This window comes from Marinomonas atlantica (genome assembly GCF_001639725.1).
GTDB classification, from domain to species: Bacteria; Pseudomonadota; Gammaproteobacteria; order Pseudomonadales; family Marinomonadaceae; genus Marinomonas; species Marinomonas atlantica.
Genome location: NZ_LTAW01000002.1, coordinates 264,952 through 290,970, shown reverse-complemented (window position 1 = coordinate 290,970; position 26,019 = coordinate 264,952). Strand labels below are relative to the sequence as shown.

At 41.0% G+C, this 26,019-nt stretch carries 24 protein-coding genes and 1 tRNA gene; 5 read left to right on the top strand and 20 right to left on the bottom strand.

Annotated elements, in window-relative coordinates; genetic code table 11:
* Nucleotides 1-66: 66 nt before the first annotated feature.
* Nucleotides 67-1,380 (top strand): methyl-accepting chemotaxis protein, encoded by a 1,314-nt coding sequence (locus AYW75_RS04075; RefSeq protein ID WP_067095754.1) that lies wholly within the window; start codon nt 67-69, stop codon nt 1,378-1,380.
* A 42-nt stretch (nt 1,381-1,422) separates the two neighbouring features.
* On the opposite strand, the gene aroQ is transcribed toward AYW75_RS04075, so the two are convergent.
* From aroQ to AYW75_RS04045, 6 genes are all read right to left on the bottom strand, one after another.
* Entirely contained in the window at nt 1,423-1,875 is a 453-nt protein-coding gene (gene aroQ / locus AYW75_RS04070) for a type II 3-dehydroquinate dehydratase (RefSeq protein WP_067095751.1), read from the bottom strand.
* Between the two features lie 177 nt (nt 1,876-2,052).
* Nucleotides 2,053-2,715, bottom strand: coding sequence for a glutathione S-transferase family protein (locus AYW75_RS04065; protein ID WP_067095748.1), 663 nt, complete (start codon nt 2,713-2,715; stop codon nt 2,053-2,055).
* A 128-nt stretch (nt 2,716-2,843) separates the two neighbouring features.
* Complete coding sequence (locus AYW75_RS04060) at nt 2,844-3,551, bottom strand: dienelactone hydrolase family protein (protein WP_067095745.1); 708 nt, start codon at nt 3,549-3,551, stop codon at nt 2,844-2,846.
* A gap of 123 nt (nt 3,552-3,674) precedes the next feature.
* Nucleotides 3,675-6,047 (bottom strand): bifunctional diguanylate cyclase/phosphodiesterase, encoded by a 2,373-nt coding sequence (locus AYW75_RS04055; RefSeq protein ID WP_067095742.1) that lies wholly within the window; start codon nt 6,045-6,047, stop codon nt 3,675-3,677.
* Nucleotides 6,047-6,655 (bottom strand): methylamine utilization protein, encoded by a 609-nt coding sequence (locus AYW75_RS04050; protein WP_067095739.1) that lies wholly within the window; start codon nt 6,653-6,655, stop codon nt 6,047-6,049. The genes AYW75_RS04055 and AYW75_RS04050 overlap by 1 nt, the downstream gene beginning before the upstream one ends.
* 21 nt (nt 6,656-6,676) lie before the next feature.
* On the bottom strand, nt 6,677-7,558 hold the full coding sequence (locus AYW75_RS04045) for a DUF4394 domain-containing protein (RefSeq protein WP_082856398.1): 882 nt from the start codon (nt 7,556-7,558) through the stop codon (nt 6,677-6,679).
* Between the two features lie 198 nt (nt 7,559-7,756).
* On the opposite strand from AYW75_RS04045, the gene AYW75_RS04040 reads away from it, so the two are divergent.
* Nucleotides 7,757-7,833 (top strand) — tRNA-Arg (locus AYW75_RS04040).
* Nucleotides 7,834-8,112: 279 nt separating this feature from the next.
* Here the strand turns inward: AYW75_RS04040 and AYW75_RS04035 are convergent.
* Nucleotides 8,113-8,343 carry a helix-turn-helix domain-containing protein gene (locus AYW75_RS04035; RefSeq protein WP_067095735.1) on the bottom strand — a complete coding sequence of 77 codons (231 nt, stop codon included), beginning with the start codon at nt 8,341-8,343 and terminating at the stop codon, nt 8,113-8,115.
* A 352-nt stretch (nt 8,344-8,695) separates the two neighbouring features.
* On the opposite strand from AYW75_RS04035, the gene AYW75_RS18610 reads away from it, so the two are divergent.
* Nucleotides 8,696-9,850, top strand: a complete 1,155-nt coding sequence (locus AYW75_RS18610; RefSeq protein ID WP_082856381.1) for a site-specific integrase — start codon at nt 8,696-8,698, stop codon at nt 9,848-9,850.
* Here AYW75_RS18610 and AYW75_RS04020 read toward each other — a convergent pair.
* The 5 genes from AYW75_RS04020 to AYW75_RS04000 all read right to left on the bottom strand — a co-directional run bounded on the left by AYW75_RS04020 (nt 9,748) and on the right by AYW75_RS04000 (nt 14,658).
* Nucleotides 9,748-10,389, bottom strand: coding sequence for an aldehyde dehydrogenase family protein (locus AYW75_RS04020; RefSeq protein WP_082856380.1), 642 nt, complete (start codon nt 10,387-10,389; stop codon nt 9,748-9,750). The genes AYW75_RS18610 and AYW75_RS04020 overlap by 103 nt on opposite strands.
* A gap of 92 nt (nt 10,390-10,481) precedes the next feature.
* Nucleotides 10,482-10,883, bottom strand: coding sequence for an L-alanine exporter AlaE (gene alaE / locus AYW75_RS04015; protein ID WP_067095729.1), 402 nt, complete (start codon nt 10,881-10,883; stop codon nt 10,482-10,484).
* 143 nt (nt 10,884-11,026) lie between these two features.
* Nucleotides 11,027-12,250 carry a M24 family metallopeptidase gene (locus AYW75_RS04010; RefSeq protein WP_067095726.1) on the bottom strand — a complete coding sequence of 408 codons (1,224 nt, stop codon included), beginning with the start codon at nt 12,248-12,250 and terminating at the stop codon, nt 11,027-11,029.
* A 43-nt stretch (nt 12,251-12,293) separates the two neighbouring features.
* The gene (locus AYW75_RS04005) at nt 12,294-13,148 is read right to left on the bottom strand and encodes a HalD/BesD family halogenase (RefSeq protein WP_067095723.1); all 855 of its coding nucleotides are present in this window, start codon (nt 13,146-13,148) and stop codon (nt 12,294-12,296) included.
* A gap of 10 nt (nt 13,149-13,158) precedes the next feature.
* Entirely contained in the window at nt 13,159-14,658 is a 1,500-nt protein-coding gene (locus tag AYW75_RS04000) for a BCCT family transporter (protein WP_067095720.1), read from the bottom strand.
* 256 nt (nt 14,659-14,914) lie between these two features.
* On the opposite strand from AYW75_RS04000, the gene AYW75_RS03995 reads away from it, so the two are divergent.
* Entirely contained in the window at nt 14,915-15,793 is an 879-nt protein-coding gene (locus AYW75_RS03995; RefSeq protein ID WP_067095717.1) for a LysR family transcriptional regulator, read from the top strand.
* Between the two features lie 201 nt (nt 15,794-15,994).
* On the opposite strand, the gene AYW75_RS19110 is transcribed toward AYW75_RS03995, so the two are convergent.
* From AYW75_RS19110 to AYW75_RS03955, 8 genes are all read right to left on the bottom strand, one after another.
* Nucleotides 15,995-16,366: a hypothetical protein gene (locus tag AYW75_RS19110; protein WP_067095714.1), complete on the bottom strand. Its 372-nt coding sequence runs from the start codon at nt 16,364-16,366 to the stop codon at nt 15,995-15,997.
* A 34-nt stretch (nt 16,367-16,400) separates the two neighbouring features.
* Nucleotides 16,401-16,883 (bottom strand): serine hydrolase domain-containing protein, encoded by a 483-nt coding sequence (locus AYW75_RS19105; protein WP_269447775.1) that lies wholly within the window; start codon nt 16,881-16,883, stop codon nt 16,401-16,403.
* Between the two features lie 88 nt (nt 16,884-16,971).
* On the bottom strand, nt 16,972-17,943 hold the full coding sequence (locus tag AYW75_RS03980) for an IS5 family transposase (protein ID WP_067095708.1): 972 nt from the start codon (nt 17,941-17,943) through the stop codon (nt 16,972-16,974).
* Nucleotides 17,944-18,575: 632 nt separating this feature from the next.
* Entirely contained in the window at nt 18,576-18,863 is a 288-nt protein-coding gene (locus AYW75_RS03975; RefSeq protein ID WP_067095705.1) for a hypothetical protein, read from the bottom strand.
* Between the two features lie 45 nt (nt 18,864-18,908).
* Nucleotides 18,909-19,214 carry a hypothetical protein gene (locus AYW75_RS03970; RefSeq protein ID WP_067095703.1) on the bottom strand — a complete coding sequence of 102 codons (306 nt, stop codon included), beginning with the start codon at nt 19,212-19,214 and terminating at the stop codon, nt 18,909-18,911.
* A 602-nt stretch (nt 19,215-19,816) separates the two neighbouring features.
* Nucleotides 19,817-20,134, bottom strand: coding sequence for a c-type cytochrome (locus AYW75_RS03965; RefSeq protein WP_067095701.1), 318 nt, complete (start codon nt 20,132-20,134; stop codon nt 19,817-19,819).
* A 146-nt stretch (nt 20,135-20,280) separates the two neighbouring features.
* The gene (locus tag AYW75_RS03960; protein WP_067095698.1) at nt 20,281-21,288 is read right to left on the bottom strand and encodes an HD-GYP domain-containing protein; all 1,008 of its coding nucleotides are present in this window, start codon (nt 21,286-21,288) and stop codon (nt 20,281-20,283) included.
* Between the two features lie 9 nt (nt 21,289-21,297).
* On the bottom strand, nt 21,298-24,666 hold the full coding sequence (locus tag AYW75_RS03955; protein ID WP_067095695.1) for an MHYT domain-containing protein: 3,369 nt from the start codon (nt 24,664-24,666) through the stop codon (nt 21,298-21,300).
* Between the two features lie 152 nt (nt 24,667-24,818).
* On the opposite strand from AYW75_RS03955, the gene AYW75_RS03950 reads away from it, so the two are divergent.
* Nucleotides 24,819-26,000: an AGE family epimerase/isomerase gene (locus AYW75_RS03950; RefSeq protein WP_067095692.1), complete on the top strand. Its 1,182-nt coding sequence runs from the start codon at nt 24,819-24,821 to the stop codon at nt 25,998-26,000.
* The last annotated feature ends 19 nt before the right edge of the window (nt 26,001-26,019 follow it).

Here is a 26,019-nt window from a genome sequence, read left to right as displayed (position 1 = left end):
TTACGACACACGTCGTGGTTATAAATTAATCTAATTGCTACAGATACATGCTTGAGGAGATCTGACATGTTCGGATTCAAAAGATCAGAGGCGACCTCTGACACAAGCATTGTAAAGGACGACAATGCTGATTTTATTAACTCACTGAATGAGTACTGCGCCACCATCAGTTTTACACCAGAAGGCGTTGTACTCGATGCAAACCCTCTTTTCCTAAAAGCTATTGGCTATTCTTTGGACGAGATTCAAGGTAAGCATCACCGTATTTTTTGCCAGACTCAAGAAGCAAACTCCATTGAATACGCATCATTCTGGAAGCAACTTTCTGAAGGAAAAAGTCAAAAAGGTCAGTTTTTACGTCGTCGAAAAGATGGCAGTAACCTGTGGATTGAAGCGACCTATTTCCCACTCAAACATAATGGTGAAGTGGTTAAAGTCTTCAAAATTGCCAATGACATCACCTGCGAAAAAGTCCGAACTCAAGCTCAAGATGCTTTACTAAATGCAATCGATAAATCCAATGCTACGATTGAGTTCCAACCAGATGGCACCGTGATTACCGCCAACCTTAATTTCATTAACGCTATGGGATATAGATCATTACGAGATATTCAAGGCAAGCATCACAGAATCTTTTGCCACGATGACTTCTATCAGAAAAACCCTAACTTCTGGCAGGAACTCGCAACAGGTCAAACAAAGACAGGACTATTTCAGCGTAAGCGCCAAGATGGATCAGACATTTGGATAGAAGCAACTTACAATCCTGTTTATGGACCAGATGGTGAGATTGTTCGCATTGTAAAAGTTGCAACGGATGTAACCGAACGCGTGGAGAGTCAGAAGTCTGTGAAAGAAGCTGCGAACATGGCTTATCAGTCAACTAGAAAAACCTCTGAAGACTCCGCCCAAGGCGCAGATTTGCTACGTCAATCAGTCGACAGTTCAAATCTAATCATTAGCCAAGTCACTCAATCTGAACAGTTGGTCGAAAAGCTTAATCATCAATCAGAAGAAATTGGCAAGATCGTTACAACAATTGGTGCCATAGCGGAACAAACAAATCTTTTGGCGCTTAACGCTGCAATCGAGGCGGCTCGCGCGGGTGAAAACGGCCGCGGCTTTGCGGTTGTCGCAGATGAAGTGCGTACCTTAGCGGCACGAACCAGTACATCAACGTCAGAAATAGAAAAAATGGTTACTAAGAACACGAACTTAGTAGGCGAAGTCCGCACCAGTATGCAAAGTGTGACCAGCCAAGTTACCATGAGTGAACAGCTAATTAATGATGCATCGAGCATTATCAATAATATTTTAGAGGGCGCAAACGAAGCCTATCTCACTATCGGTGACCTTGTTACGGAGGCAGGAAAACCTTAGCAGTACCTCCCTAGTCCAGTTAAAAGACTAGGGAATCAGGCCTTACTTTGTTAGCTTATGCAGTAAACCCTGCATGCCTAATACATAACCTTGAACGCCCATACCTACCACAATACCTAGAGCACAAGGTGAGATATAAGAATGATGCCGGAACGCTTCTCGGGCATGCACATTGGAAATATGAACTTCTACCACAGGCACTTCTGCACCTTTGATAGCATCATGTAACGCTATCGAAGTGTGTGTATAAGCACCCGGATTAAACACAACGCCTAGTAACTTCCCAACTTTAATCAATTGACCCGCTTCGTGAATTGCATCTATCAGAACACCTTCATGATTTGACTGACGAAAGTCTATTTCGTAGCCATGTTTTGAGGCCTCTTCTCGGCACATCCTTTCAACATCGGCCAATGTTTCATGGCCATATTGCTCGGGTTCTCGTTGACCCAACAGGTTTAAATTAGGGCCGTTTAATACCATGATGGTAGACATACTCGTTCCTCTGACAGACGTATAATTTTATATTTAAACTATGGCACTCAATATACCACTGCTTGTTCACAGATGAGTCTTTTATAGCTATAAAATACGCCTTCAAAAAAAACTTTATCAACAGCTATGCCTGCAGAGATAACCTTCTTTTCATTGCAAAAGGCTGAAAAATAGACATTAAAACACTTTGAATTCGCCTACTTTCACAACAGCTCTTTGATAAGCAGGATCTTTTCGTACAGCAGCCAACCAGCGCTCTATATGCGGGTAGCCTTCAATAGGCATCGAGGCGCTCAACGCTAAGATAGGGAAGCTCATTTGCATATCAGCCGCACTGACTGTATCGCCAGCAAACCAATGATTTACAGTTAAATGCTCTTCAATGAGGCTTAATACGTCTCTTAATCTTGGTTCAATGAAACTGGAGACCACTTTGTTTGAAATAGATTTAGCGACTGGGCGCACAAAAAATGGCATAGGTTGCTTGGGAATTTTTCGAAACAGTAACATCATCACCAACAGTGGCATAAATGAACCTTCGGCAAAATGAAGCCAATATCGGTAATCACGTAGTGACTTCTTATCTACTGGCTTTAAGCGGTTTTCTGGATCGTATTCGTCAGTTAAAAATTCGAGAATCGCACCAGATTCAGCAATAGTCATCTCATCGTCTTGTAGGACTGGAGCATGCCCCAATGGGTGTATGCGCTTTAATGTGTCTGGTGCCACATTGTCAGGGGTCCGTAAGTAAGTCTTCACTTCATAATCAACGCCTAGCACTTCCAATGCCCAAGCAATTCGTTGCGACCTTGAGTTTTCTAAATGATGCAATACCAACATACGTACCTCCTTGATGTATTTACTTTGATACTTGTACGTTGGCTAAGGCGTTCTGGTTTGCTAAAAACAAAAAAAACGCCCTAATAAAAAATCATTAGGGCGTTTCGAAAGGTGTCGAGAAGTTACAGCTACACTTCGTCTAAGAAAAAACGCAGAGCATGCCGCGCTCTAGCATTAGCCTTCTGACTGAAAGCATGACCCTCTTGAGGCGCGTTGGCACTTGGAAGCATAAACGAGTGCTTAGTTTGACCAAAATCGATAAATTGCCAGTCCAGCCCTTGCTCATCTAGATACTCACGAGCGCTTTCGGCAGTCTCAATATCTACCAATGGATCTTGGTAACCGTTAAATATCAGGAACTGTGTGTTTTTATTGATCTCGTCAATAGAGCTTGCTCGATGGAAGTTCATTAACCCATGAAAACTGGCAGCACCTTGACTCGTTGAGATATGCAACCCTGCCTCCAGTGATAGCCGACCGCCTAGACAAAAACCAACATGGACAAGCTTCTTATTAGGGTGTGCCTCAGCGATGTCTTCACAAATACTTTCTTGCAAAGCGATTAACGGTTCTTTATTTGCCACTAATGCCATCATTGTGTCGGCTTTCGCTTGCAGTTCCGTAGGATTATTGCCAATACCATAGAGGTCGACTGCTGTTGCAGTATGCCCCCAACTAACGATGTCCTCTGCAAATTCTTTTTCAAAGTCACTTAGGCCACTCCATGTAGGCCAAATTACAACGTGTACGTCAGATGAGTCATCACCATCCCAAGCCACGTGTACATGTGCACGTTTGATGTTATTAACGAACTGTTTTTCAAATTCAGTAGCCATATATACTCCAATGGTGATACCAATAGGAGCACTATAATAATTGTGTAAACAATAGTTCAAGATTTTGAAACGTTATCCATAGGATTTACATAATCTCATGGAAAAAATTGTCACAACAAGTGCTCAAGTTAAGCCGTGTAACCGGTTCCATTCCTTACGCCATACCAAGAATTCATCAATCGGCATTGGCTTACCAATGAAATACCCTTGAGCTTCTTCACACCCAAGTTCACCCAGAGCTTGGTACATCTCACCAGTTTCCACGCCCTCTGCTACCACATCTAGACCAAGGTTATGAGCAAGATCAATGGTAGATTGGACAATCATACGATCACTGTTATTTTCAATCATGCCAAACACAAAGGATTGGTCCACTTTCAATTCATTCACTGGCAATCGCTTTAAATACGCTAATGATGAATACCCAGTACCAAAATCATCGATCGATAACCTAAACCCCATCGCTGACAACTTCTCTAACGTTCTTTGAGCAAAGTTTGGGTCGTCCATAATGGCACTTTCTGTTATCTCTAAACATATACCAGACGTTGGTACATTATGCTCTGCTAACGTTTCTTCTAGGAAGGTAGGAAAGCTAGCAGTCATAAGATCTCGTGTTGATAAATTAACAGAAACTCGAAAGGGTGTATCTTGCGTCTGCAATGAATGCCATTGACTCGCTAATGAACGAATTATCCATTTGGTAATCTCACGAATATAGCCAGTTTGCTCGGCAAACGGTATAAAACGAAATGGTGGCACCAAGTTTTTTTCAGGGTGTTGCCAACGAATTAACGCTTCGGCTGCGACCACTTGATTATCCGCGGTTGCAACTTTAGGTTGCAGGTACACCCTCAGTTCATTGTTAATCACAGCTTGGCGTAACTCAGACAACAAGCTTAAACTATCCGGTGTAGAAGTAATTAACTCACTTTTATAAACAGCGATATCTTCTGTACGTTGTTTCGCCGCGTACATCGCCACTTGTGATGCATTAATCAGTGCATCACACGTAACGGCATCTTCAGGCCACGTGGCAATACCAATACTGGCACTTAGATCAATCTGGTTGTTATCAACCTCTAACGGCTCATTAAGTTTACTTAGCAAAGATTTTGCAACCTCTAAGGCAGAGTCACCACCAGGCATAACCAATACTGAAAACTCATCTCCGCTGACACGCGCTAATTTATCATGTTGAGCACAGTGAATTCCTAGCAAGCGAGTGGCAGTTGCTTTGAGGATCTCATCCCCCATTTCGTACCCTAAAATATCGTTGACTTGCTTAAAGCGATCGAGGTTAATCGTGATGATACTGAGAGAATCATATTGCCCACTATCTAGGTGATGAGCAACCTTATTACGAAAGCTAAGACGGTTAGGCAACCCTGTTAACGAATCACTGAACGCTAAATTTGTGATGGTTTCTTGTTGTTGCTTAATACTGGTACGCATGCCATCAAAGCTTCGCGCTAACACTCCAACTTCATCGGTACGAGTTGACCCACTCACAAGAGCATCGTAGTTGCCTTGCTGTAACGCTTCAGTCGCTTTGGTTAAAACTTCAAGAGGTCGCGCAACTCGGCGGCTTAACCACGTAATCGCTACACCAAAAATCAACAGACCGACGAGCGTGACAGATAAAAACTTATCAAATAATTCATCAAACTGACGTCGTGCTTCTTGAAGTGATTTCATAAACGCAAGACTGATGTAACCACCAATCACTTCTTGACCATGAATCACGCTAACATAGGTACCGTCACCTACCTTCATATCAAAGGATAAATCCTCGAGAAAATACTCACCTGGAATGTCCTGTAAAAAATGTTGCTTTAAAAAACTAGAACTGGCTAATACTCTCACGGCACTCGAGCTACTGTTGGCCATTAATGCCATATCGATACCCGCCAAATCACTGGTCTCTGCGATCATATCTCGTTCAATCGTAAAGCCCATTAATACATAACCGATAACCCGAGGAGCTCGAACAGGAACAACAACAAACTGAGTTGGGGAGCCTTCATAGAGCGCAGTTAAATAAGCATTATCATCTTGCATAACACTTTTATCAGAAAGAGACTTAATCAAAAAATGAGTATTCGAAGAGCCGACCATATCTGGCAACGAGGAGCCTTTAATATTCCATTGTTGGTCTACTAGAATTGCAATCGAGGCACCAATTCGCCCTGCGCTGTTTGCCAGGGCTGAAGAGATAGTATTCTCATCTCTAGATGCAACAGCGGAGCGAAAGCCAAAATCAGAGGCAAGCAGCTCTGCGCCTTCTACAAGACGCCGATGATTTTGAACCAATAATTGATTCCAAACTCTTTCAGCAACGGCAATCGAATGCTGCACTTCTTCTCGAACATAACGCTCTACCGTTGCCTGAACAATCCAAAAACCAATCGATTGCAGCATCGCTAACAGTAGCAACGTCATAAAAATAAAACGAAATGACAAACGAGCTCGAATAAGGTTTAGCAAGGCCCCCATTAAAGCGTGACTCCCTCTGTTTTCAAACTCAATACATGCTCTTGTATTGTCTGATTATCAAGCTGGAAAGATTCATAGGGCGCACCGTAAGGAAAATCTCGATGCCATACATCAACTTTGTATTGTCCTTCATTCTGATCTTTGAAAGATACGTAACCGGCATCATCGGTTTTAGCAAAAACAGAAGTATCGTTTACTAATACCCATCCCAACATGCTGTCATGAATATTACACCCTAACTCCACCACACCAACAGACTCAAACTTCACCGGATCTTCTGGTTTTCCAGCATACAATTTCAGCTCAAATATTTTCGCTAAAGAGAATGAGTAGACATGATGACGAACATCATCACGATTAGGGAAATCGATTGCTGTACCTACTGTAACAATTTGAACACCGGGAACAAATGCACGGTTTTGTTGAGCAATTTCTACTCTTTCCAGTGGTTTGGTTTGAGCCAAAATAGTGGGTGATTTTAGAAACACCACCGCATTAGTTACTGGCTTTCCATTTAGATCCGTGACTTTAATAGTAACATCAGACCACGAAAATGCTGGTAGCGACATAAGCGCTACCAGCCCAATTATTTTTAAGCGTTTTAACATGCTTATCTCAGGTCCTTTTTGTTATGGCTCGATTGCCATACCAATAACATGACTCCCACTGCCGAATACGCCAATAGGTGAGGCCACTCCTGTTTCTAAATCAATCGATACCAATTGAGTTTTAGCATCTCCAGCCGATAAAACAGCGGCTAATGCTGTATTACTAACGTCACTGATGTCTAGTGATGCATCTTTTAATGGCCCCATACCTAGATCACCAATGGTGTACAAAACACCCAGGTTAGGCGAAACAGATGGCGAGTCACCTTCTTTCGTACCTTGCATCAAAAGCATGCCTTTTCTTCGGTCGATCGCATAATTAGTGGTCAACTTACTGTCATTTGGGTTGTACGTATACGCTGCCGCTACAATATCAGGCGACTGACCTGCAAATTGATCCTCACTATCAAATGCCAAAGCAGGGTCCGTTTGTACACCCAAAGTGACTTTATCAAAATCCACTCTTGCACCGTTATCAGGGTCGATTCGTAAATTATCATTACGATTACCAACCACTCGAAGCTTGTCTGCAGCTGGATTGAAATCAAAACCATAAGGGCCAACAGCCATTTCAGCTAAAGGCTCTGAACCTTCGATGAGCTTGGCATTGCCTGTTCGGGTATCCAGCATATAAATACGCCCAGTATTTGCCAAAGCATACAAATCACCACGCGCAACGCGGTAATCAATACCAATCAGCTTATCACCTTCGACTAAATTTTTAATTTGTAACGACGTTAAAATTTTTGATGGTTCATTAGGGTGTACATTAAACAGCGTATATTGGTCATCAACCCCCCATACAGAAGTCGGTGCTTTTGATAGTGTCGGCGCTGCTACAGCCAGACTCGATGCCAACATGGTACTTACGGCAGTAAGCCCTAGATACCATTTCAAATTCATTGCGCACATAACTAAGTTATCCCTTTCTAAAAACATAGTGAGTAGTTAGACAACAGTAAAAGTAATTTAACATCATTATTAGTTCAAAAAATACATAAAATCAGATTCTAAAAACACGCAAAATGAAGTTTTACCGTAAACCTAAGAATGTTTCTTGAGTCATTACGAACAACCCCTTATAATTCGCCGCTAATTGATGCACCCGTAGCTCAGCTGGATAGAGCGCACCCCTCCGGAGGGTGAGGTCGAAGGTTCAAATCCTTTCGGGTGTACCACTTCCCAATAAAATCAATGAGATAAACACCCCTTTAGATTCATTGATTGTCATTTTTCTCTGTAATCAACATTTGACGGACCAAATCCAAATCTATTACAGAGGCCTTTGCTTTTTTTAGTCACTCTTGCCCTATCTTTCACTTGTGACCAAAAAGTGACTATTTGGTGCCCATCACTCCAAATATGCGATGCTGATCGTTAAGCCTCACATACCTATAAAAAATTTAAATTACTCAAAGTTAAACCAGCTAATTACTGACAAATTCAGTCACGATAACTCAATCGTCTGCCTCTTTATCTTTAGCATCGTCCGTACCTAACTCCAATAAATCCGCAATATCGCATCCTAGGTATACGCAAAGCTGCTCTAGAACTTCAAATTCAACTCGAACAGCGGTCTCATGATACAGGCGAGTAATGGTCCCTCTATTGATTCCCGTGTCTTTCGCGACATCTGAAATCTTCAGTTTCTTCTCACCCATGAGCTTTGATAAGTGACACTTAATCATCTTTAAAACCTCAAAATAACCTCCTGTAAACCAAAAAGACTTGCAAAAGATTATTTTGAGGTCACGATGATCTACAGAAGATCAAATATATCTTCTGAAATACTTTTTAACTTACAGGAGAAGTATTATGTCACAAACATACCTCACAACCGAAGAGCTTTCTGGTCGCATTAAGTATGACGCTAAGACTATTCGCCGCAAGCTTAAGGACACAGTTCTCATTGAAGGCATTCATTATTTTCGTCCTTTTGGCGGAGAAAGATCCTTTATATTTGGGAGCAAATTGAAGAAGACATGTTCAAGGCTCCTGCCATTCAAACTCTTATGACTGGCCTTCAATAAGGAGAGAGATATGGGAACCATTAACGTCAGAGCAGGCAAACTGCAAATGGATTTTCGCTACAACGGCGAACGGTATCGAGAACAAACGAAACTTCCTGATACACCAGCTAACCGAAAACGTGTCAAACAAATCCTCGACCGGATTGAGGCTGAAATCACTCTAGGAACGTTCAAGTACTGGGAGTATTTCCCCAAAAGCAAAAAAGGAGAGATGCTCAAGGCTAATACAGATCTTGCTATTGAGCATCATGCAAAAGCGAATCAAACAACACCGACTTTTGCAGAGTTTGCTGAACTGTGGTTTTCAGAGAAGACTATCGAGTGGCGCTCTTCATACACAAAATCCGTCCGAGCCGTTATGACAGCGTATCTACTGGATCATTTTGGAAATGAAGAGATCAGCAGCATCACTAAAGCAGACATATTGAATTTTCGCTCAACTCTCGCCAAAGATCCGAAGCGAAAAAACAGCCCTCTTAAACTAGCATCAGTTAATAAAATTATGACGCCGTTAAGAATGATCTTGAATGAAGCCGCTGATCGATACGAGTTTACATCGCCATGGAAAGGAATCAAATCCTTGAAAGTTAACAAGTCCGACATTGAGCCTTTCTCCCTTGAAGAAGTTAACCTCATTATCAGCAATGTGAGACAAGATTTCAGACCCTATTTCGTCACTCGTTTTTTTACAGGTATGCGAACAGGCGAAATAGATGGATTGAAATGGAACTACGTAGACTTCGAGAAACGCCTTATTCTCGTCCGTGAAACTTGGGTAAACAACGAGTTTACTTATACAAAGACCGACGGCTCACAGCGTGATATACAGATGTCTCAGCCCGTATACGATGCACTGCAAGATCAATATAAGATGACAGGTCAACAAGAGCTTGTGTTCAGCAGTCCGGATGGCATGCCGCTCAGACGCGATACTGTCACTAAACGTGTCTGGCATCCGCTACTTAGACTCCTTGGTCTCAAGTCTCGACGCCCTTATCAAACGCGACATACCGCTGCGACACTATGGTTAGCGTCTGATGAAAACCCAGAGTGGATAGCTCGTCAGATGGGCCATACAACGACAGAAATGCTATTTCGAGTTAGCACATTCACAGTACCCGCTGGGAAACCTGCTTCGATAAAGCAGTCCACGATCAATCGGTGAGTTAACGGGCAAAACTCAGAGCTTTTTAAAATCACGGTATTACCGCAGGCCAGTGGCGTTGCAATAGCACGAGCACCAAGAATTACAGGAGCGTTCCAAGGAGCCATCGCTAAACAAACGCCCTTAGGCTTACAGACAGACATGGCTAAGGTGCCTAGCTTGTTAGACGGGATTACTTCGCCATTAATGTGAGTAGTCAGTGCCGCAGCTTCTCGAATATGGCCTGCAGCAAGCGAAACGTTAAACCCTGCCCAAGGGCCTGTCGCCCCAGTTTCGGTAATCATGGCGGCAACAAACTCATCGCTTTTGCTGTTCATGATATCTGCAGCTTTATTAAGTAACGCACGTCGTTCGGCTGGTGTAGTGTTGCTCCAAGACGCGAATGCAGTGTGCGCCGCAGCAACTGCTTCGAGGGCATTTTCTTTTGATGTAGCAGCAGCTTGGGAAGCAACTTCACCGGTCACTGGATCAAGACGATTAAACGTTTTATTTAGGGTTGCGGCTTGGTCTTTACCATCAATGTATAACAAAACTGTCATTTAGCATCTCCTTTTTTATATTTATTGTGATAGCAATATCCACAACGGGATGTTTATTGATTCAATTATTAGAGTACTTTAAAGCGAAATAGTTAATCGGATTTAGTCCAACACCTCATCTTTTCAAGGAATAGCCCAAATGGACGACTAACTAATACCATAGCAATCGTTGCTGAAAAAATAAGTGTTATAGTTTCACTAACTTCAACCCCAACAATAAAAAGTGTTGCGGCATATATTGGCATTTGAAATGAAACAAATGAAACACAATCCACTATAACTCTACTTAAAAACTTATTTGGATTTAATTTGGATATGAACCAATCTCTCCAAATACCGTAAGGACGACCTGTTAAAATCATTATCGGTATCATTAAAGTACGAGTAATTAATACTTCCTCAACATTCATTTCAGAAAAATACAATTCTGTAAAAGCAGCAAGAGCAGTGAAAAATATTACTGTTGCAGTTGTATCAACAATAAATCTACGCAATTTACGCCCTTTTAAAATCTTGAGCAGGGAATTAAATATAAAAACCAAAAACTTTATTTACTAATTAATTCTAAAAAAAGCCCTGCATGCAGGGCATAAGCTCGATAGAACTTCTAACGAGATAGAGCTCTTTTGAAAATCAATTAATTGCTCAATAATTTCTCATCATAGCCATAAGAAGACATTCGTCTAACACCACTTTCTGTGACAAGTACTTGTTCTTCTAACTTAACCCCTTCAGAACCATTTTCATGCCCTATATAAGATTCAACGCATAGCGTCATTCCTGGCAATATAATACCGTCATACCCCACATCATCCCAATCTAAATGGTGAGATATTATTGGCCACTCGCCCGTCATACCACACCCATGAACAACAGCTAGATATCTATTTTTTTGGAACTCCTTCGGAATTCGCCATGCCTTTTCTGAATACTCTTTAAAACTCATACCGGGTTTTAATAACTCGATGTTTGTTTCAATTTCTTCAAAAGAGGTTTTGTAAAGATCTTTCTGATAGCTGGTTGGTTCGACACCTGGGATCAAAAATGTTCTTGAGAAGTCTGTGTAGTACCCATGCACACCGACTGTATCGGTATCAAATGCAACAAGCTCACCTGCTTCCATGACTTTGTCTGAACACTCTTGAAACCAAGGGTTCGTTCTATCGCCTGAAGAAAATAATCTCGTTTCCGCATATTCTCCTCCCGTTGATAGAACTTCTTTATTAAAAATGGCCCAAGCTTCGTTCTCGGTAATACCGGGCCTCAAGCTTGACTCTAATGTAGCCATGGCTTTTTCTGTGAGTGTTACTGAACGAGCGATCAGAACAAGCTCATCAAGACTCTTTATCGACTTCGCTACTTCGATTGGTCGAGATGCATCGATAACATCAAAACCTTCTTTAATCGTTGCTGACAGTAATTCTGTTGGAGCCGACTCAATACCGATCGTGCCAAACTCTTTCTTAGAACGACTCAGTACGTCCTTCAGCGAGTTAATGAAATTGTTAACGTGCCTATGTGAATGATCACCACTATGGAGGGGCATCACTGCGCTTGCCGGATGAATTTCATCAATCGTAACCGCATTTTTTGCTAGGTGAGCACAGGATCTGTATTCAAACAACGCTACAGGGCCGTCAGCTGGAACAATTAAGTATCGTGCTGGATTGCGTTGAGAATATACCTGCATATTACGCACTCCACATGCGTAACGGATGTTTACAGGTTCAAATAAAACTACCGCATCCAATTTGAAAGCAACTAATTGCTCTCTTAATCTATCTAATCGATATTTAGAAACTCTATTTTCGAGTTCGATGTCAATCTCAGAGTTAAAAAAATCGTAACTATCGTAAAGCATATATACACCATTAGAAATTATATAATTTCAAATTGAAAAATTATTAACCCGCCAACCCATCTTCACGAACTTTTAGCTCTGCATCAATATGAGCTTGAGTAACGCGTCCATAAACATCTTTAGTTCGCTTAACTCTTCCCATTACACCTTCTTTATCTGAGTAACCAAAAAGTGCGCACAAGCGTGTTCCTTTACAAGGAGCAACACGATGCATTGAGAATCGACCTTTAAAAAGCTGAAGATCTCCAGTGTCCAGCGTTAAAGATTTAACACTGGACATATCGCCATCTAGAATCTCTTGCACCCCTTGATAATTTTCGTTGCCTGGCTGTCTTATGCTAGGCGAATACTGAAACTCACCGCCACTCTCAGGCTTACGGGTCATTAAGCTGACGATGAATTCATTGGTATCAAAATGCCAAGGCAGTGCCGTATCTTCCGGCATTACATTGATAACTAAGCCCGCTATAGGATCTTCGTATTCATATATGACATCCAGATCGAGACAATCAGCGATAAAGCTTTTAAAAAAATCATTTTTATAGAGGTTTTTAATGATCATCTCTTCTGGAAGCAAGTCTTTAGCAACAAAACCATTACTAAATTTTTGCAGTCTATTAATAGGATGACTCTTATCCAGTGATTTATCGACCTCAGTAGCATATGGCGTAATCTCATTCTCATGATAGTGTGCTAAACTTGCAACACTTTCACTTTGCTCTTTAATTAAAGTAAGTTTTTCATCTTTTATAAAATTTTGAAGATGTGCACAACCAAATTCATCTAATTGAATTCTAAAATTTGATACAGCCAATTTATAATCTTCACAACCTTTATTATGAATAGGGTACAAATCAAGATTGATGTTTTCAATTAGAAAATCCAAATTTGAGTTCATTTTTTCCTCACTATTTATTTGATTTAATATAGCAGTACGTCAAAAGAGAGTATTGTGAAAATAGAACAATTATCATTCCAAAGAACCCTCCTATTGTTGAGACCAATTTCAATCCATCCAATCCACTATTTATTGTTAATACAGTTGATAGAAGAGCAATTATCCCGCCCCAAATAAGCTTTATAAAAAGAGGTGACTTTTCTCCAGGATTATTTATGCAAGTACCTGATATCGCATCAATCGAAGAATCAGCGGCAGTAACATAAGAAACGAATGATATAATTAAGAATGTTGCTATGAAGAAAGTTGAGAAAGGCAAGTCCGCCAGTAACTGCCATATTATTGCACCCGGTCCTTTCTGAGAGAAAGTGTCAGAAAGTAACCCATCCTGTGTAATTTCCAAATAGATAGAGTAAGAACCAAATATACCACACCAAAACAAAACAAAGATGGCTGGCAAAACTACGTTAAAGACCATAAATTGCTTGACCGTGTATCCTTTCGAAATTTTCCCTAGGAAAATTGCTACTATAGGTGCCCAAGCATACCAATTAGCCCAGAAAAATACCGTCCAGTCTTTAGGCCAAGAGTCGTCTCTTATAACACCTGTGTCTAAGCTAAAATTGACGAAATTGCTAATATACATAGCTAAGCTATCAAGACTCGCATGAGCAATAAAACTCGTCGGCCCTAATATTAAAACCAAAAATGAAAAAACCAAAAATGCTTTTGTATTCCAACTTGAAAGAAACGCTATTCCTTTTTGTAATCCAGATGCGGCAGAAATAGTCGAAAAAACCATAACCAGCATTGCAATAAGCGCCAAGTAATCTGAATCTATAGAGGTTTCAAATAGAAAGTTTACTCCACCTTCAAGCATTAAAATACTTGTTCCGAGCGAAGTTATCATACCTGAGACCAATGCAATTAAAGCGACTGAATCTATTATTTCCTTCAAGCTTTTATGTATAACCAGTTTCCGGCCAACAAACATTGCCGATGAAATACTAAAATCTTTATTATAATTATAGTATGCAATTGCGAATGCCAAAGCAGGGATGCTATATAAAGCATAAGTTGTTAATGACCAATGCATGTATACGGCACTTATGGAATATGTGTAAACTTCAGCCAAGCTCTTTCCTTCGAGTATTTTAGAAGGATAAGAAATATTAATTATTGGCTCAGCCGAAGCAAAAAAAAGCAAGCCGATGGCAACTGAACTACATAGAGTTATAGATGCCCATTGCCACTTTGATAGAATTTTTGAAGCACCTTCACCTCCAATAACAAGGTTTCCTATAGGAGATATATACACAAATATGCACGATATAACCAACATAAATGCAGTAATCAAATACATCCAGCCGAATCCATCTAAAAGCCAAACATGCAGGCTATTAGCAACAGATATAAAAACATCTTCTGAGTAAATACTTAGGAACCCAAACACCCCAAGTATCAATAATGATGGATAGAAGGCTAAAGGCCTTATTTTCATATTATTCATTTTCTCTCGTTCCTTTTATGTCTTATATATTATTTCCAACTCATACTATCAACCTAAAAACCAAATTAAAAATAAGAAGATAATAACATTTACAATGTTTTTTTTATCAAGCTCAAACGATTTTAAAAAACACATTAAAATCATATATTTAAAAAAAACAAAAACACTAAAACAAACATTAGACAGGTAACTTTTGTGACGCTATAGTGTATTTTATTTGGTAATCTTGTCGTTCTTATATTTTGGAGCAGTATTCATGTTAGATGTAAAACATTATGAAATGATCTTAGAGTTGGATCGATGTGGCTCTTTAAAGGCAGCTGCATCATCTATTGGAATTACTCAGCCCGCTGCAACATACCGATTAAATGAAATCGAGAAGAGGTTGACAGTTAAAATATACTACTCTGTTGGGAGACGGCTACTACTGACCGAGGCAGGAAAAAGACTTTTGCAAGATGCTGAGAAAATTATCCATATAACAAAGCGAGCTGAAGAAGATGCGATAGTTATCAGCCGTTCTGAACAATATATAAAATGGGGAATTTCAGGCTACGACAAGATCGAAGATTTACTTTCTGAGATACCAAGTGAAATATCCAACAGGCTAGACATATGCAGATTTTCTAGCGATTACATTTTAAAATCTCTACTTGAAGGAAAAGTTGATTTTATTATTACAAACTCTCCAACAAAATCCAAAGAGATCAATTCAGAACTAATACTAACCGACAAATTAAGATTTATTGCAAACAAAGAAAACGATATATTCAAAACAAAAAAAATTAGTGTAGAAGAAATATCAAATAAGCCTTACATCACCTACAGCAGATACTATCAGCCAGAAATGGAGTTTGAAAAAATATTTAGACCAAGTGGACACACACCCAATTCAATAAGAGAGATCGATTCAGTCTCATCAATATTAAAGATAGTATCCAATAATAAAGAATATATTAGCTGTCTTTCAGAGTGGACATTAAATAATTCTAACATTTTTTACAATGTAATCAATGATGAAGATTTGAGCATAGATTGCAATTGGTATTTCCTATACAGGGAAAAAACCTCCTTCAAGGGTGAAATAGAGATAATAAAATCAGTTTTCAAAAAAAAATTTAATAGAGAAAATTAAATTGAAGCCAAACTTAAAGACTGGCTTCAATTTTTTTATTAAAAATTATCAATTAAATTTTTTACCGAATCCTTGAACCGTGCTAATAATGTTGTTATGCAAGTAAGGTCCCGTATTATTCAGAAGTAAACCTATTTCGTTATTTTCATAGTCAATCCAAAACAAATTATTGTAAGGTGCGCCAGTCCAAAATATATAGTTTTAATTATCATTTCTCCCTGGAATCACGCCAACCCCAAGACCATAGCCAACCCCTTCTCCAAGATCATCATATGCTAAACCTCCTACATGATTTCTAATCATATTTTCAACAGATGACTTTGTTAGGATTTTCTTTCCTTTATATGACCCTTTATTAAGCATTACTTCCAGTAATTTAAAATAGTCATCTGCTGATGAAACAATTCCACAATATGAGTCCGACCAGCCACCACCAGCAGAAAATACGGGGGGTGGATTATTGTATCTTGACTTTAAACTACCTTCTTCAAGTAATAAATTTCCGTTTTCATATGTGTAAAGGTTTGATAAGAAACCATTTTCTTTGGTCACGTTAAAACCTGTATTTTCCATATCTAATGGGATTAAAATGTTTTCCCGGAGATACTTATCTAGAGGCTAGATCAGTTACTATCTCTATAATTCTTCCGAGCACATCAAATGAGAGGCTATATTCAAAGTCTTTACCAGGCTGAAATGCGAGGTGAAGTTTTGCTGCGGTATTGACAAAACTGTCCAACGTTTCACTCCAGTTCAAAAAACCAGCATTCTCATATAAGATATCCGAGATTGTTTTTACACCTGTAAAGGTCATGCCTGAGTACGTCATACCTGAAGTATGCGTCAATAGATCTTTTATCGTGATTTCTCTAAATAAGCCCTCTGTTTTTAACGGCTCTGAAATAGACTGACTTGGCTCACTAGCAACGCGGGTCGAGGCGAAAGAAGGAATATATTTGGCTACCGGGTCTGAAAGGGAAACCTCTGATCTCTCATTTAACTGCATAATGGAAATAGCAGTTAAAAGTTTTGTCATAGATCCTAAGGAATATACGAACAAGTCAGAGAATTTTGATCTGACTTGATTCACCCGCCTACAACGCTTCAAAAGAGTTAATTAGCCGCAGTTTCCCGCTTTTATGGCGCTTCAAGCACCTTAAATCCGTTATTTGGACGGATTACCCCTGCGAAGACCGTATCATCTGATCTACCCGTAACAGATTTCCAAGTGCAAACAGGACGGCAAGTTTGTTGTCATTTTTAGACAAGCCCTTGTAGATAGCCTTGCGGAATCCAAACTGGCATTTCAAAATTCTAAATGGGTGCTCCACTTTCGCTCTAATGCTCGCTTTTAAGTATTCCGTCCGGATGGGTTGCTTGTTAATGCGTGGGTGCTTTTTCCAAGCGTTTATCTTGCTTGGCATCTCAGCCACTAACCAATTCACACTTCTACCCTTAGCTTCTTTGCGTTTTTCTATGCCGCGATAGCCCGAGTCAGCACAGACAAATGATTCTTCACCATGAATGAGTTCTGATAGTTGGTTGAGATCGTGTTCGTTGGCAGGTGTGGTGGTGAAGCTATGTACCAAGCCTCGTTTTGCATCTACGCCGATATGAGCCTTTAGGCCAAAGAACCACTGCTTACCTTTTTGCGTTTGGTGCATTTCGGGATCACGCGCATTGGATTTATTTTTGGTGGAACTTGCTGCCTCAATGATCGTCGCATCGACGATCGTTCCTTCTTCAAAGTAGATGCCTGAGTTCGACAGCCATTTGTTTACTTCTTTGAAGAGTTTACGACCCAGTTTATGTTTCTCAAGCAGGTGACGGAAATTCATAATGGTGGTGTGGTCTGGGATCGCACCTTCTAAGGATGAGCCAGCAAACAGCCGCATTGAGGTGATCTCGTAGAGTGCATCTTCCATTGCAGGATCACTCATGTTGTACCAGTTCTGCATAAAATGAATACGTAGCATGGTAGCGAGAGGGTATGGACGCCGACCTTTGCCAGTTTTTGGGTAGAACGGTTCAATTTGAGCTTCAAGTTGCAGCCATGGAATCAGCTCATTCATCCGGCCAAGAAAAAGCTCTTTACGGGTTTTACGGCGTTTACTGGTGAATTCGGTATCGGCGAATGAGAGCTGGTTCATGTCGTTCGGTCATGCGGTAAAGGTCAGATGGGTATTGTCTCATATTGGGGACTTAATCGCAGTTTCCTTTGCTTAGGCGGCTGGATAATCCGAAAGGATATTTGATCAATGCGTTACAAGATCAAATGAAGTTAGTAGTGGAATTTGAGAAAGCAACTATGAGAGATAAGTAGAGCTTACTCAATTAGTCGTTCTAGATGTTCTTTGTCTTATGTTGCTTTTCAGCTTAGATAGCTGAATCGAAGATATCAGCATCGGCAATACAAAGTTATTTAGCTGACCGAGTATATCAAGCGCCAAAAGGTAGCTCTCCAGCGTTTTTTCGCTGCGCCCGCCCTTTTAACTTGCCCCACTACAAACTTAGTTAATCCGCTTCGTTTAGCTACTTCAGCTTGCGTTAGATTTTGGTTTAACCTAGCCCACTAATGATGGCTAGGATGATGGTGCCAGCGTAATTGGCCCACTTACGAATATTGGACTGCATGACACACCTCAAAGGAATGAGTACGTTACGGGCAAGACACTCAAACTAGAATGATACTACTCGTATCGCCCTGCATGATTGATTCAATGAAAGTCATAGTGCTGCCCCCTTTTGTTCTAGCCTGAAATGGCGGTGGCCCGTAAAACTCTCACAGATCATCTATAAGAATTTCTACCTCTTCTGAGTCTCTGCGAAAATGGACGATACTCTCAAGCATTAAGTCATCCAGTAGATCCATTAGCAGATCGTAATTTTCTGTTGGCACTTTGAATACCGCAGAGGACTGCTCCGCATCATTTTCAACAAGTACACCACCGGCATCCTTGATCAAATCTCTCGCTCTAATCATGAGTTCTGCGCGGCGTTTAAGATTCTCAGTCATTTCTGAATATTCGCAGAGGGCGTCAAAAATACATTTAAATCTCACAGATTGCATGGTCGTTATCCTCTTTGCCATATACCTCATGAGTTCCGACTGAAGTTAAGAATAGTTAAAGTGATACTTCATAAAAAAATCCGGATAACAGCCTCGCCCTAATGCCACCTCTTCAATCTGCTTCCATAACATCGGCAAATAGACCTTTAGCACTTCTGCATCCGACTGGTAATATTCATTTGTGCATTCTCCTTCACCAGCTTTGAGCCAATCAGTAGGCGTTAAAAGGGTCAACCCTTGAAGATAAAATTCAGGAATAGCTTCTCGAATTGCTTCTTCACTTCCACTGACGACATAAATTGTTACACCTTCACCCGTCGCGAAATAACGACAAACACCGATATAATACATATTCACTCCCGACACTATTTCTTGATAAAAGGACTTTCAATGCTAGCAACTCACTCAGGTTAGAACATTTTTATAAAAAGGGCTCGGGGGGCTTTTTAATGACAATGTCCCCCATACCTCATAGGTGCTGGATTGGATGAAATGCAGCCATTAATCCTGAAAGTCAGATTAAACAATAACGTGATGGGTGGCACCTGGCCAAGTGGTGGTGGAAAGCTTTGGAGATAATGTTGTGGTTACAGGGAACCCCGAAAAAGTTCCCCGTGAAATTCCTCTCCAAGCTGACATCTGAGATCAAAATATCAGATGAAGCATTCCTGAAACCCACACAAAATTGCAAAGTCACCATTCTCATTATGTGACCATAAATAGCACCTATATGTTTTTTAATACGCACAATATAAAAATCTCATTTAACACAAGATCATTGATTTATATGTATTTATGTGTCTTAGTGCGCAAACACGTATTCTTGTGCAGTTCTCTCCGGAGGCGAAGGTCGAAGGTTCAAATCCTTTCGGGTGTACCAACTTTTATTGTCCGTTCTGATGCTCATCGTAGCACTACAGGCCTTTTCTAGATCTGTATATCTAACAGCCGTTTTACTTGTACCTTAAATCTCGTTTTAAATACAATGCTATTGAGTGGGCCTGCGGAGACGTTAACTGCTGGAAGGCAGGCATTTTATCGCGTTTTGAATGCTTATTACGAATCAAGTCCGCTATTTGGCTAAGCTGCAATTCAGTATCTTTGATGCGTGGCACACCAATTAAAAACTTACCTGTCCCTCTAGTAGCATGGCAGGTTGCACAGTACAAACCGTACAACTCTTTTCCGTTTTGCACATTTGTCTTCTCATCATTCTTTTTTGAACACCCAACTAATACGATAAGCAAAAGTACAATGATCCATTTGTTCATTGTGACACCACTTATTTAGATTATGTGTTTTAGACTAGCGTCTGTTACAGGAAATTACTGCCGTAGTTTAGTGAATGGCCTGTAATGAAATGAGGGGATTTTGTTGCTTTTGGTAAGGTATGTGATTTGAATGATCCAAAAGCCTATTAAGGCTTTTGGATTTGCTCTGCAAAACGATTTTTAATCTCTAGAACCTCTGGTAACGCTCGAACAAATAACGGTACAAGATCTGGATCAAAATGCTTGCCAGCTTCCGCTTGCAGCAGTGCAATCGCTTCATCAACGGACCACGCCTGTTTATAAGGGCGCTCGCTAGTCAACGCATCAAACACATCTGCAATGGCGGCTATACGCCCTTCTAAAGGAATCTCTTTTCCCTTTAAACCTTTTGGATAACCACTACCGTCCCACTTTTCATGATGGGTAATAGCAATTGAACGGGCCAAAGCCACTAATGAAGATCGTGGGTTTGACAAAATATCAGCCCCTATCTGCGCATGAGCTTTCATAGTTTTAAATTCATCCTCATTTAATCGCCCTGGCTTTAGCAAAATATTATCCGGAATGGCAATTTTGCCTAGATCATGCATTTGCGCAGCCAACATAAGTTCATTAGCGGATATCTCATCAATCCCCGCTGCGATGGCTAACATATAAGAATAGTGACTCATTCGCAGTACATGCATACCGGTTTCATTATCTTTGTACTCGGCAGCTCGCCCTAATCGCTGGATCAAATCGACTTGTGTTTCTTTCAACACATCCGCTTGGACTAGGGATAAATGTGTATTGACTCGCGCTCGCACAATTGCGGGAACAATGGGCTTCGTAATGTAATCCACCGCTCCTAGTGCAAACCCTTTCTCTTCATCAATCGTTTCTTTAAGCGCTGTAACAAAAATAACAGGAATACGGGCAGTGTTAGGTATCTGTTTCAGCCGTTCACACACTTCAAAGCCCGTCATATCTGGCATCATGATATCCAGTAAAATCAGGTCGATATTTTCGGTTTTCAGTAGCTCTAGTGCGGCTTCGCCCGATCGCGCGAACGACAAGCGATACTGTTCCTGTAATACCTGTCGCAATACTTTTAAGTTCGCTGGTTCATCATCTACGATCAATAAGCGAGGTTGAGTTTTTTCAAGTAATCTCATACGTTCCCCTTATTGTCGGATGAGGCTACGCGCTTGTAGAATCAAATCCACAGCGTCGTTAAACTCGAACTCATCAATGGCATGGATGGCTTGGGTGACTAATGTTGTAATATCCTGTCGCGCTCCTTTTGCTATCGACTGAGACAGTTCGTCATCGATTTCACCTGACTCGGTAATGTAGAGCCACTCTGTTAGGAGCTTATTCATGGTTTGATCGGCCAATATGCTTGCCTCTCCTTGATCATCTATACATTCCTTTTGCTGTTGTTCTGACTCTAACAACACAATATCTTGCTCAAATCTATCCCACGTCTGTTGCAAGTCTTCTAGCACCTTTGAGACTTCAGTGTCACGACGATTAACCACAGCACTTTCTAAGGTAATAAACTGTTGGTATAGCGGCAGTAAGGCTAAGTTTCCGGTTAAGCCTTTCAATGCATGCGCTTGTTCCGTAAGCAAAGACCAATCTTGCTGTTCAATACTTAGGGCAAGTGTACTCAGTAATGTGTGATGCTTATGGTAAAACTTTATCACTTCACTGGTAAAGACACTGTAGTCGCCCCACAAATCCATACCTTTAGCGACGTGTACTACTGATAATTGATGGCTATTATCAGGTTTAGCGATTGAGATAGGATCAAGACTTTCTAATTCAAGATTTAACGCATGCGCTATTTCTTGGTTAAGCTTGATCAGATCAATAGGCTTATTAGCAAAACCTGACATACCAGCATCTTGGGCCTGTAATCTATCTTCTAAAAGAACGCTGGCGGTCAAAGCAATCACAGGTGTTTCATCTAGTCCTGCGTGAGCTTCAAACTCTCGAATCCCCTTGCAGGCATCTAATCCATCCATACGAGGCATTTGAATATCCATTAGGACTAACTGCGGTCGTAAAGATTTATATTTCTCTAAAGCTTCAACGCCGTCATTCGCCTTATAAACCGTATGACCTTGTTTGCTTAAAAGAATATCCAGTAAAGTTAAGTTTTCTTCAATGTCATCTGCAATCAAAATTTTCAAGGGCGGCAATTGTAATAATTGAGTCGCCGCTTCCTCTTCATGCTCTGCAGGCGGCAAAGGAATATCAAAATAAAAACAGCTTCCCTCGCCTAAGCGACTTTCGAGATAAATTTCGCCCCCCATTAACTCTACTAGTTGCTTTGAAATAGTGGTGCCTAATCCGGTACCACCAAAACGTCGACTCATAGAGGAATCGGCTTGGGTAAAGGCTTCAAAAATTGCATTAGCACGTTCTTCAGAGATACCAATACCAGTGTCCCTAACTGTAAAGCGCACCCAGTTATCTCGCTCAACAAGAGGTGTTACCAACAACGTAACAGAGCCAATTTCAGTAAACTTAATACCATTACCGACTAAGTTCATAAGAACCTGTCGAATACGATCTTCTGCTCCGGTGAACACACTAGGCAATTCAGAGCTGATGTTGAAATTAAGCTCTAAGCCTTTGTTTTTTGCTTGCAACCATAAAGTCGAGATGACTGTATCAACACTAGAGGTTAAGCGAAATGGCATCAACTCTAGCTCCAACTTATGCTTCTCTAGCTTAGCGCTGTCCAGAATGTCATTGAGCAAATGCAGTAATGACTGGGCAGACTGACTAATAGTCTGCAAATGTTTACGCGTCTCAACCGGCAAAGAAGAATCAAGCAAAATACTACTAAAACCAATGATGGCGTTCATTGGGGTACGTATTTCATGGCTCATATTGGCTAAAAACGAAGCTTTGGATTCTGCTGCGTCTTCCGCTTTTAGTTTCGCTTCTCGTAACTCATCTTCCATTTCCTTACGTTTGGTAATATCCAACATGACCCCATCAAGCCATTTTGCGTTGCGGTTCTCATCGTAAACTATAGTGCCGCTTTCTAAGATCCAAACTGTAGAGCCATCTTTATGAATTACGCGGTACTCAAGTTCGTATTTATCTTGCTTTCCCACCACTTTATCGAAAAATTCAACGACTGCTTCTTTATCATCTGGATGCAACCAAGAAGCGAAACCTAAACGCCCTTCTAAGTAATCTTCCACTTTTTGGCCACTAAGCTTTTCAATGGCATCAGATACAAATAGTGGCGTCCAGTTTTCATCCAGCAAACAGCGGTACGACACACCTGGAATATTTCGAATCAACGAACTTAAATGCTCTTCACTTTTCGATATACGCGCTTCCATTTCACGGCGCTGCGAAAGATCTGAGGCAAACCCCACATACAGCAACTCTCCATCAGGCATATTGATACGCCCAATACCCAATGAAATAGGAAATAATCGACCATCTTTATGACACGCCATGAGCTCACGTTTGGTGCCAACGATATTATTCTCGCGCCCATCAAAGTAATCTATGAGAAAGCCATCATAAGCGTCATCAGTCGGATCAGGAAAAAGCACACCGACAAATTGATCCGTCGCTTCACACTCGGTCCAACCAAACATATTCTGAGCAGATAAATTAAATTCTTGAATTACCCCTTGGGCGTTAATTGTCATAACGGCATCTGTCGCGGTATCCAGTACTGCTTGGGTATGCGCTTCACTGGCTGTTTTCTCTATCAATAACTGACGGTAACGCAACTGTGAACTCACATTCACCGCTAAGATGAAGGTTAAAAATGAGAAAATAGATACTGAGTACGCCAACTCGACATTTTTATCGTTCGACTGAACCAGCAAACTGATAGAGGAATCATTAATAAAATACGCAGCGGACATTCCAGTATAATGCATGCCAGAAATCGCAAGCCCCATGATCGTTGCAATCACCAGTTTAATTCGAATAGTCGGGACATTAGGAAACATTAACCGCATGCTGCGACGCGCCAACAATGCAATGCAAGCCAGCACAACTGCAACCAGCAGAGATAACACAAACAAATATGGGTTGTACTTTATAGAAAGGTGCATATCCATGGCTGCCATGCCTAAATAATGCATAGCTCCAATACCGGCTCCTACAATAACACCATTTCTTAAGGTTAAACGTAACGACAGAGCGTCCTTTTCTTGTACATATATAAGCGACTTAAGCACACTATAACTTGCAATAATGGCAGGAAATAAAGAAATGATCGTCAGGAACAAGTCATAGTTCATTGCATGAGGGAGATCTAACGCCAGCATGCCAACAAAATGCATACTCCAAATACCGCCAGCCAGAATAACCGCACCAGTCACAGTCGCGATATGACGGTATCGCGTCAGCACAATATGCCGTGCTGTTTCCGCTAGCCGTAAGGCAAAAAACGAAGCACTGGACGCCAGCAATATAGACAGTACGACTAACAGCGGGTCATACTCTCCTGTTACTAGTAAAGACGGATCTACGTCTGTCGTGAAAAATTGATTTAACCAGCTCATATTCGACTCAATTCCGTTTCATCAAAAATGCCATTCATTTATTTCACAGCACGATGTTTAATGTTAACAATAATAAACGTCCCGTTATGTAGTGATAGCGTAACGCTTCTAGGCAATTCTCATCATAGGTCATAGAGTACGAAGGATTTATCATGCCACCACATTTTGATCAGCCAGATTTTTTACAGCAACACACTCAAAGCATATTAAAGTTTTATGAGCCGATTGTAATGGATCCAAATGGCGGTTTTTATCAAAACTTTTTAGATGATGGAACTGTCTTTGAGCCTCACTCCAAGCACCTTGTTTCTTCCTGTCGATTTATATTCAATTACGCTGAAGCCTACCGCCGAGGTTATGGGGATCATTATGCCAATTGGACAAGACAAGGCTTAGACTACCTAGAACAAAAACACTACTTACCTGAAACCGGCCATTATACTTGGACACTAGGAAGTGATACAGACAAAACTGCTATGGCGTATGGTCATGCTTTCGTCGTACTTGCCTATTCTCATGCACATCTTGCTGGTCTCGTCGATGCAACCGACAAGCTAGTACATCTTTTTCACTGGCTCGACACACATTTTTACCAAGCAGAATTCTCTGCCTACGCCGATGAATTATCCGCAGACCTCACCTCACTTGACTCTTATCGTGGCCAAAATGCCAACATGCATCTATGTGAAGCCTTTATTGCGGCCTATCGTGCCATCGGCGACCAACGATTTTTATCCCGAGCAATGACACTTGCTCAACGCTTTGCGGGTGAATTGTGTGATCAAGCAGGTGGCTTGATTTGGGAACATTACGATAAAAACTGGCAACCCGACTGGCAATACAATATCGATAAACCAGATGACTTATTTAAGCCATGGGGATTTCAACCTGGACACCAAGTGGAGTGGACCAAACTACTCCTTCAACTCGATCAATTAAGTCCAGACAAATGGTTAAAAGAGCGCGCTCAATCTTTGTTCGATCAAGCGGTATCAAAAGGCTGGGACGACGAATTTGGTGGATTGGTCTATGGCTTTGCTCCTGATACGTGGGTGTTTTCCGATGCCCAGAAATACTTCTGGGTGCAAGCAGAAGCCATTGCCGCCGCTTATCGTCTATATCAGACGACTCAAGAACCCGTCTACTTACAGTGGTACAACAAACTTTGGCAATACAGCTGGGATCATTTAATCGATCATCAATACGGAGCTTGGTTTCGCATCGTTGCCCGTGACGGCAGTAAAATCACCAACGAAAAGTCGCCAATGGGGAAAGTTGACTACCACACGCTGGGGGCTTGCTGGGACGTGCTGGATACCATTAACAATCGTTGATGCCATACACTCAAAAGCC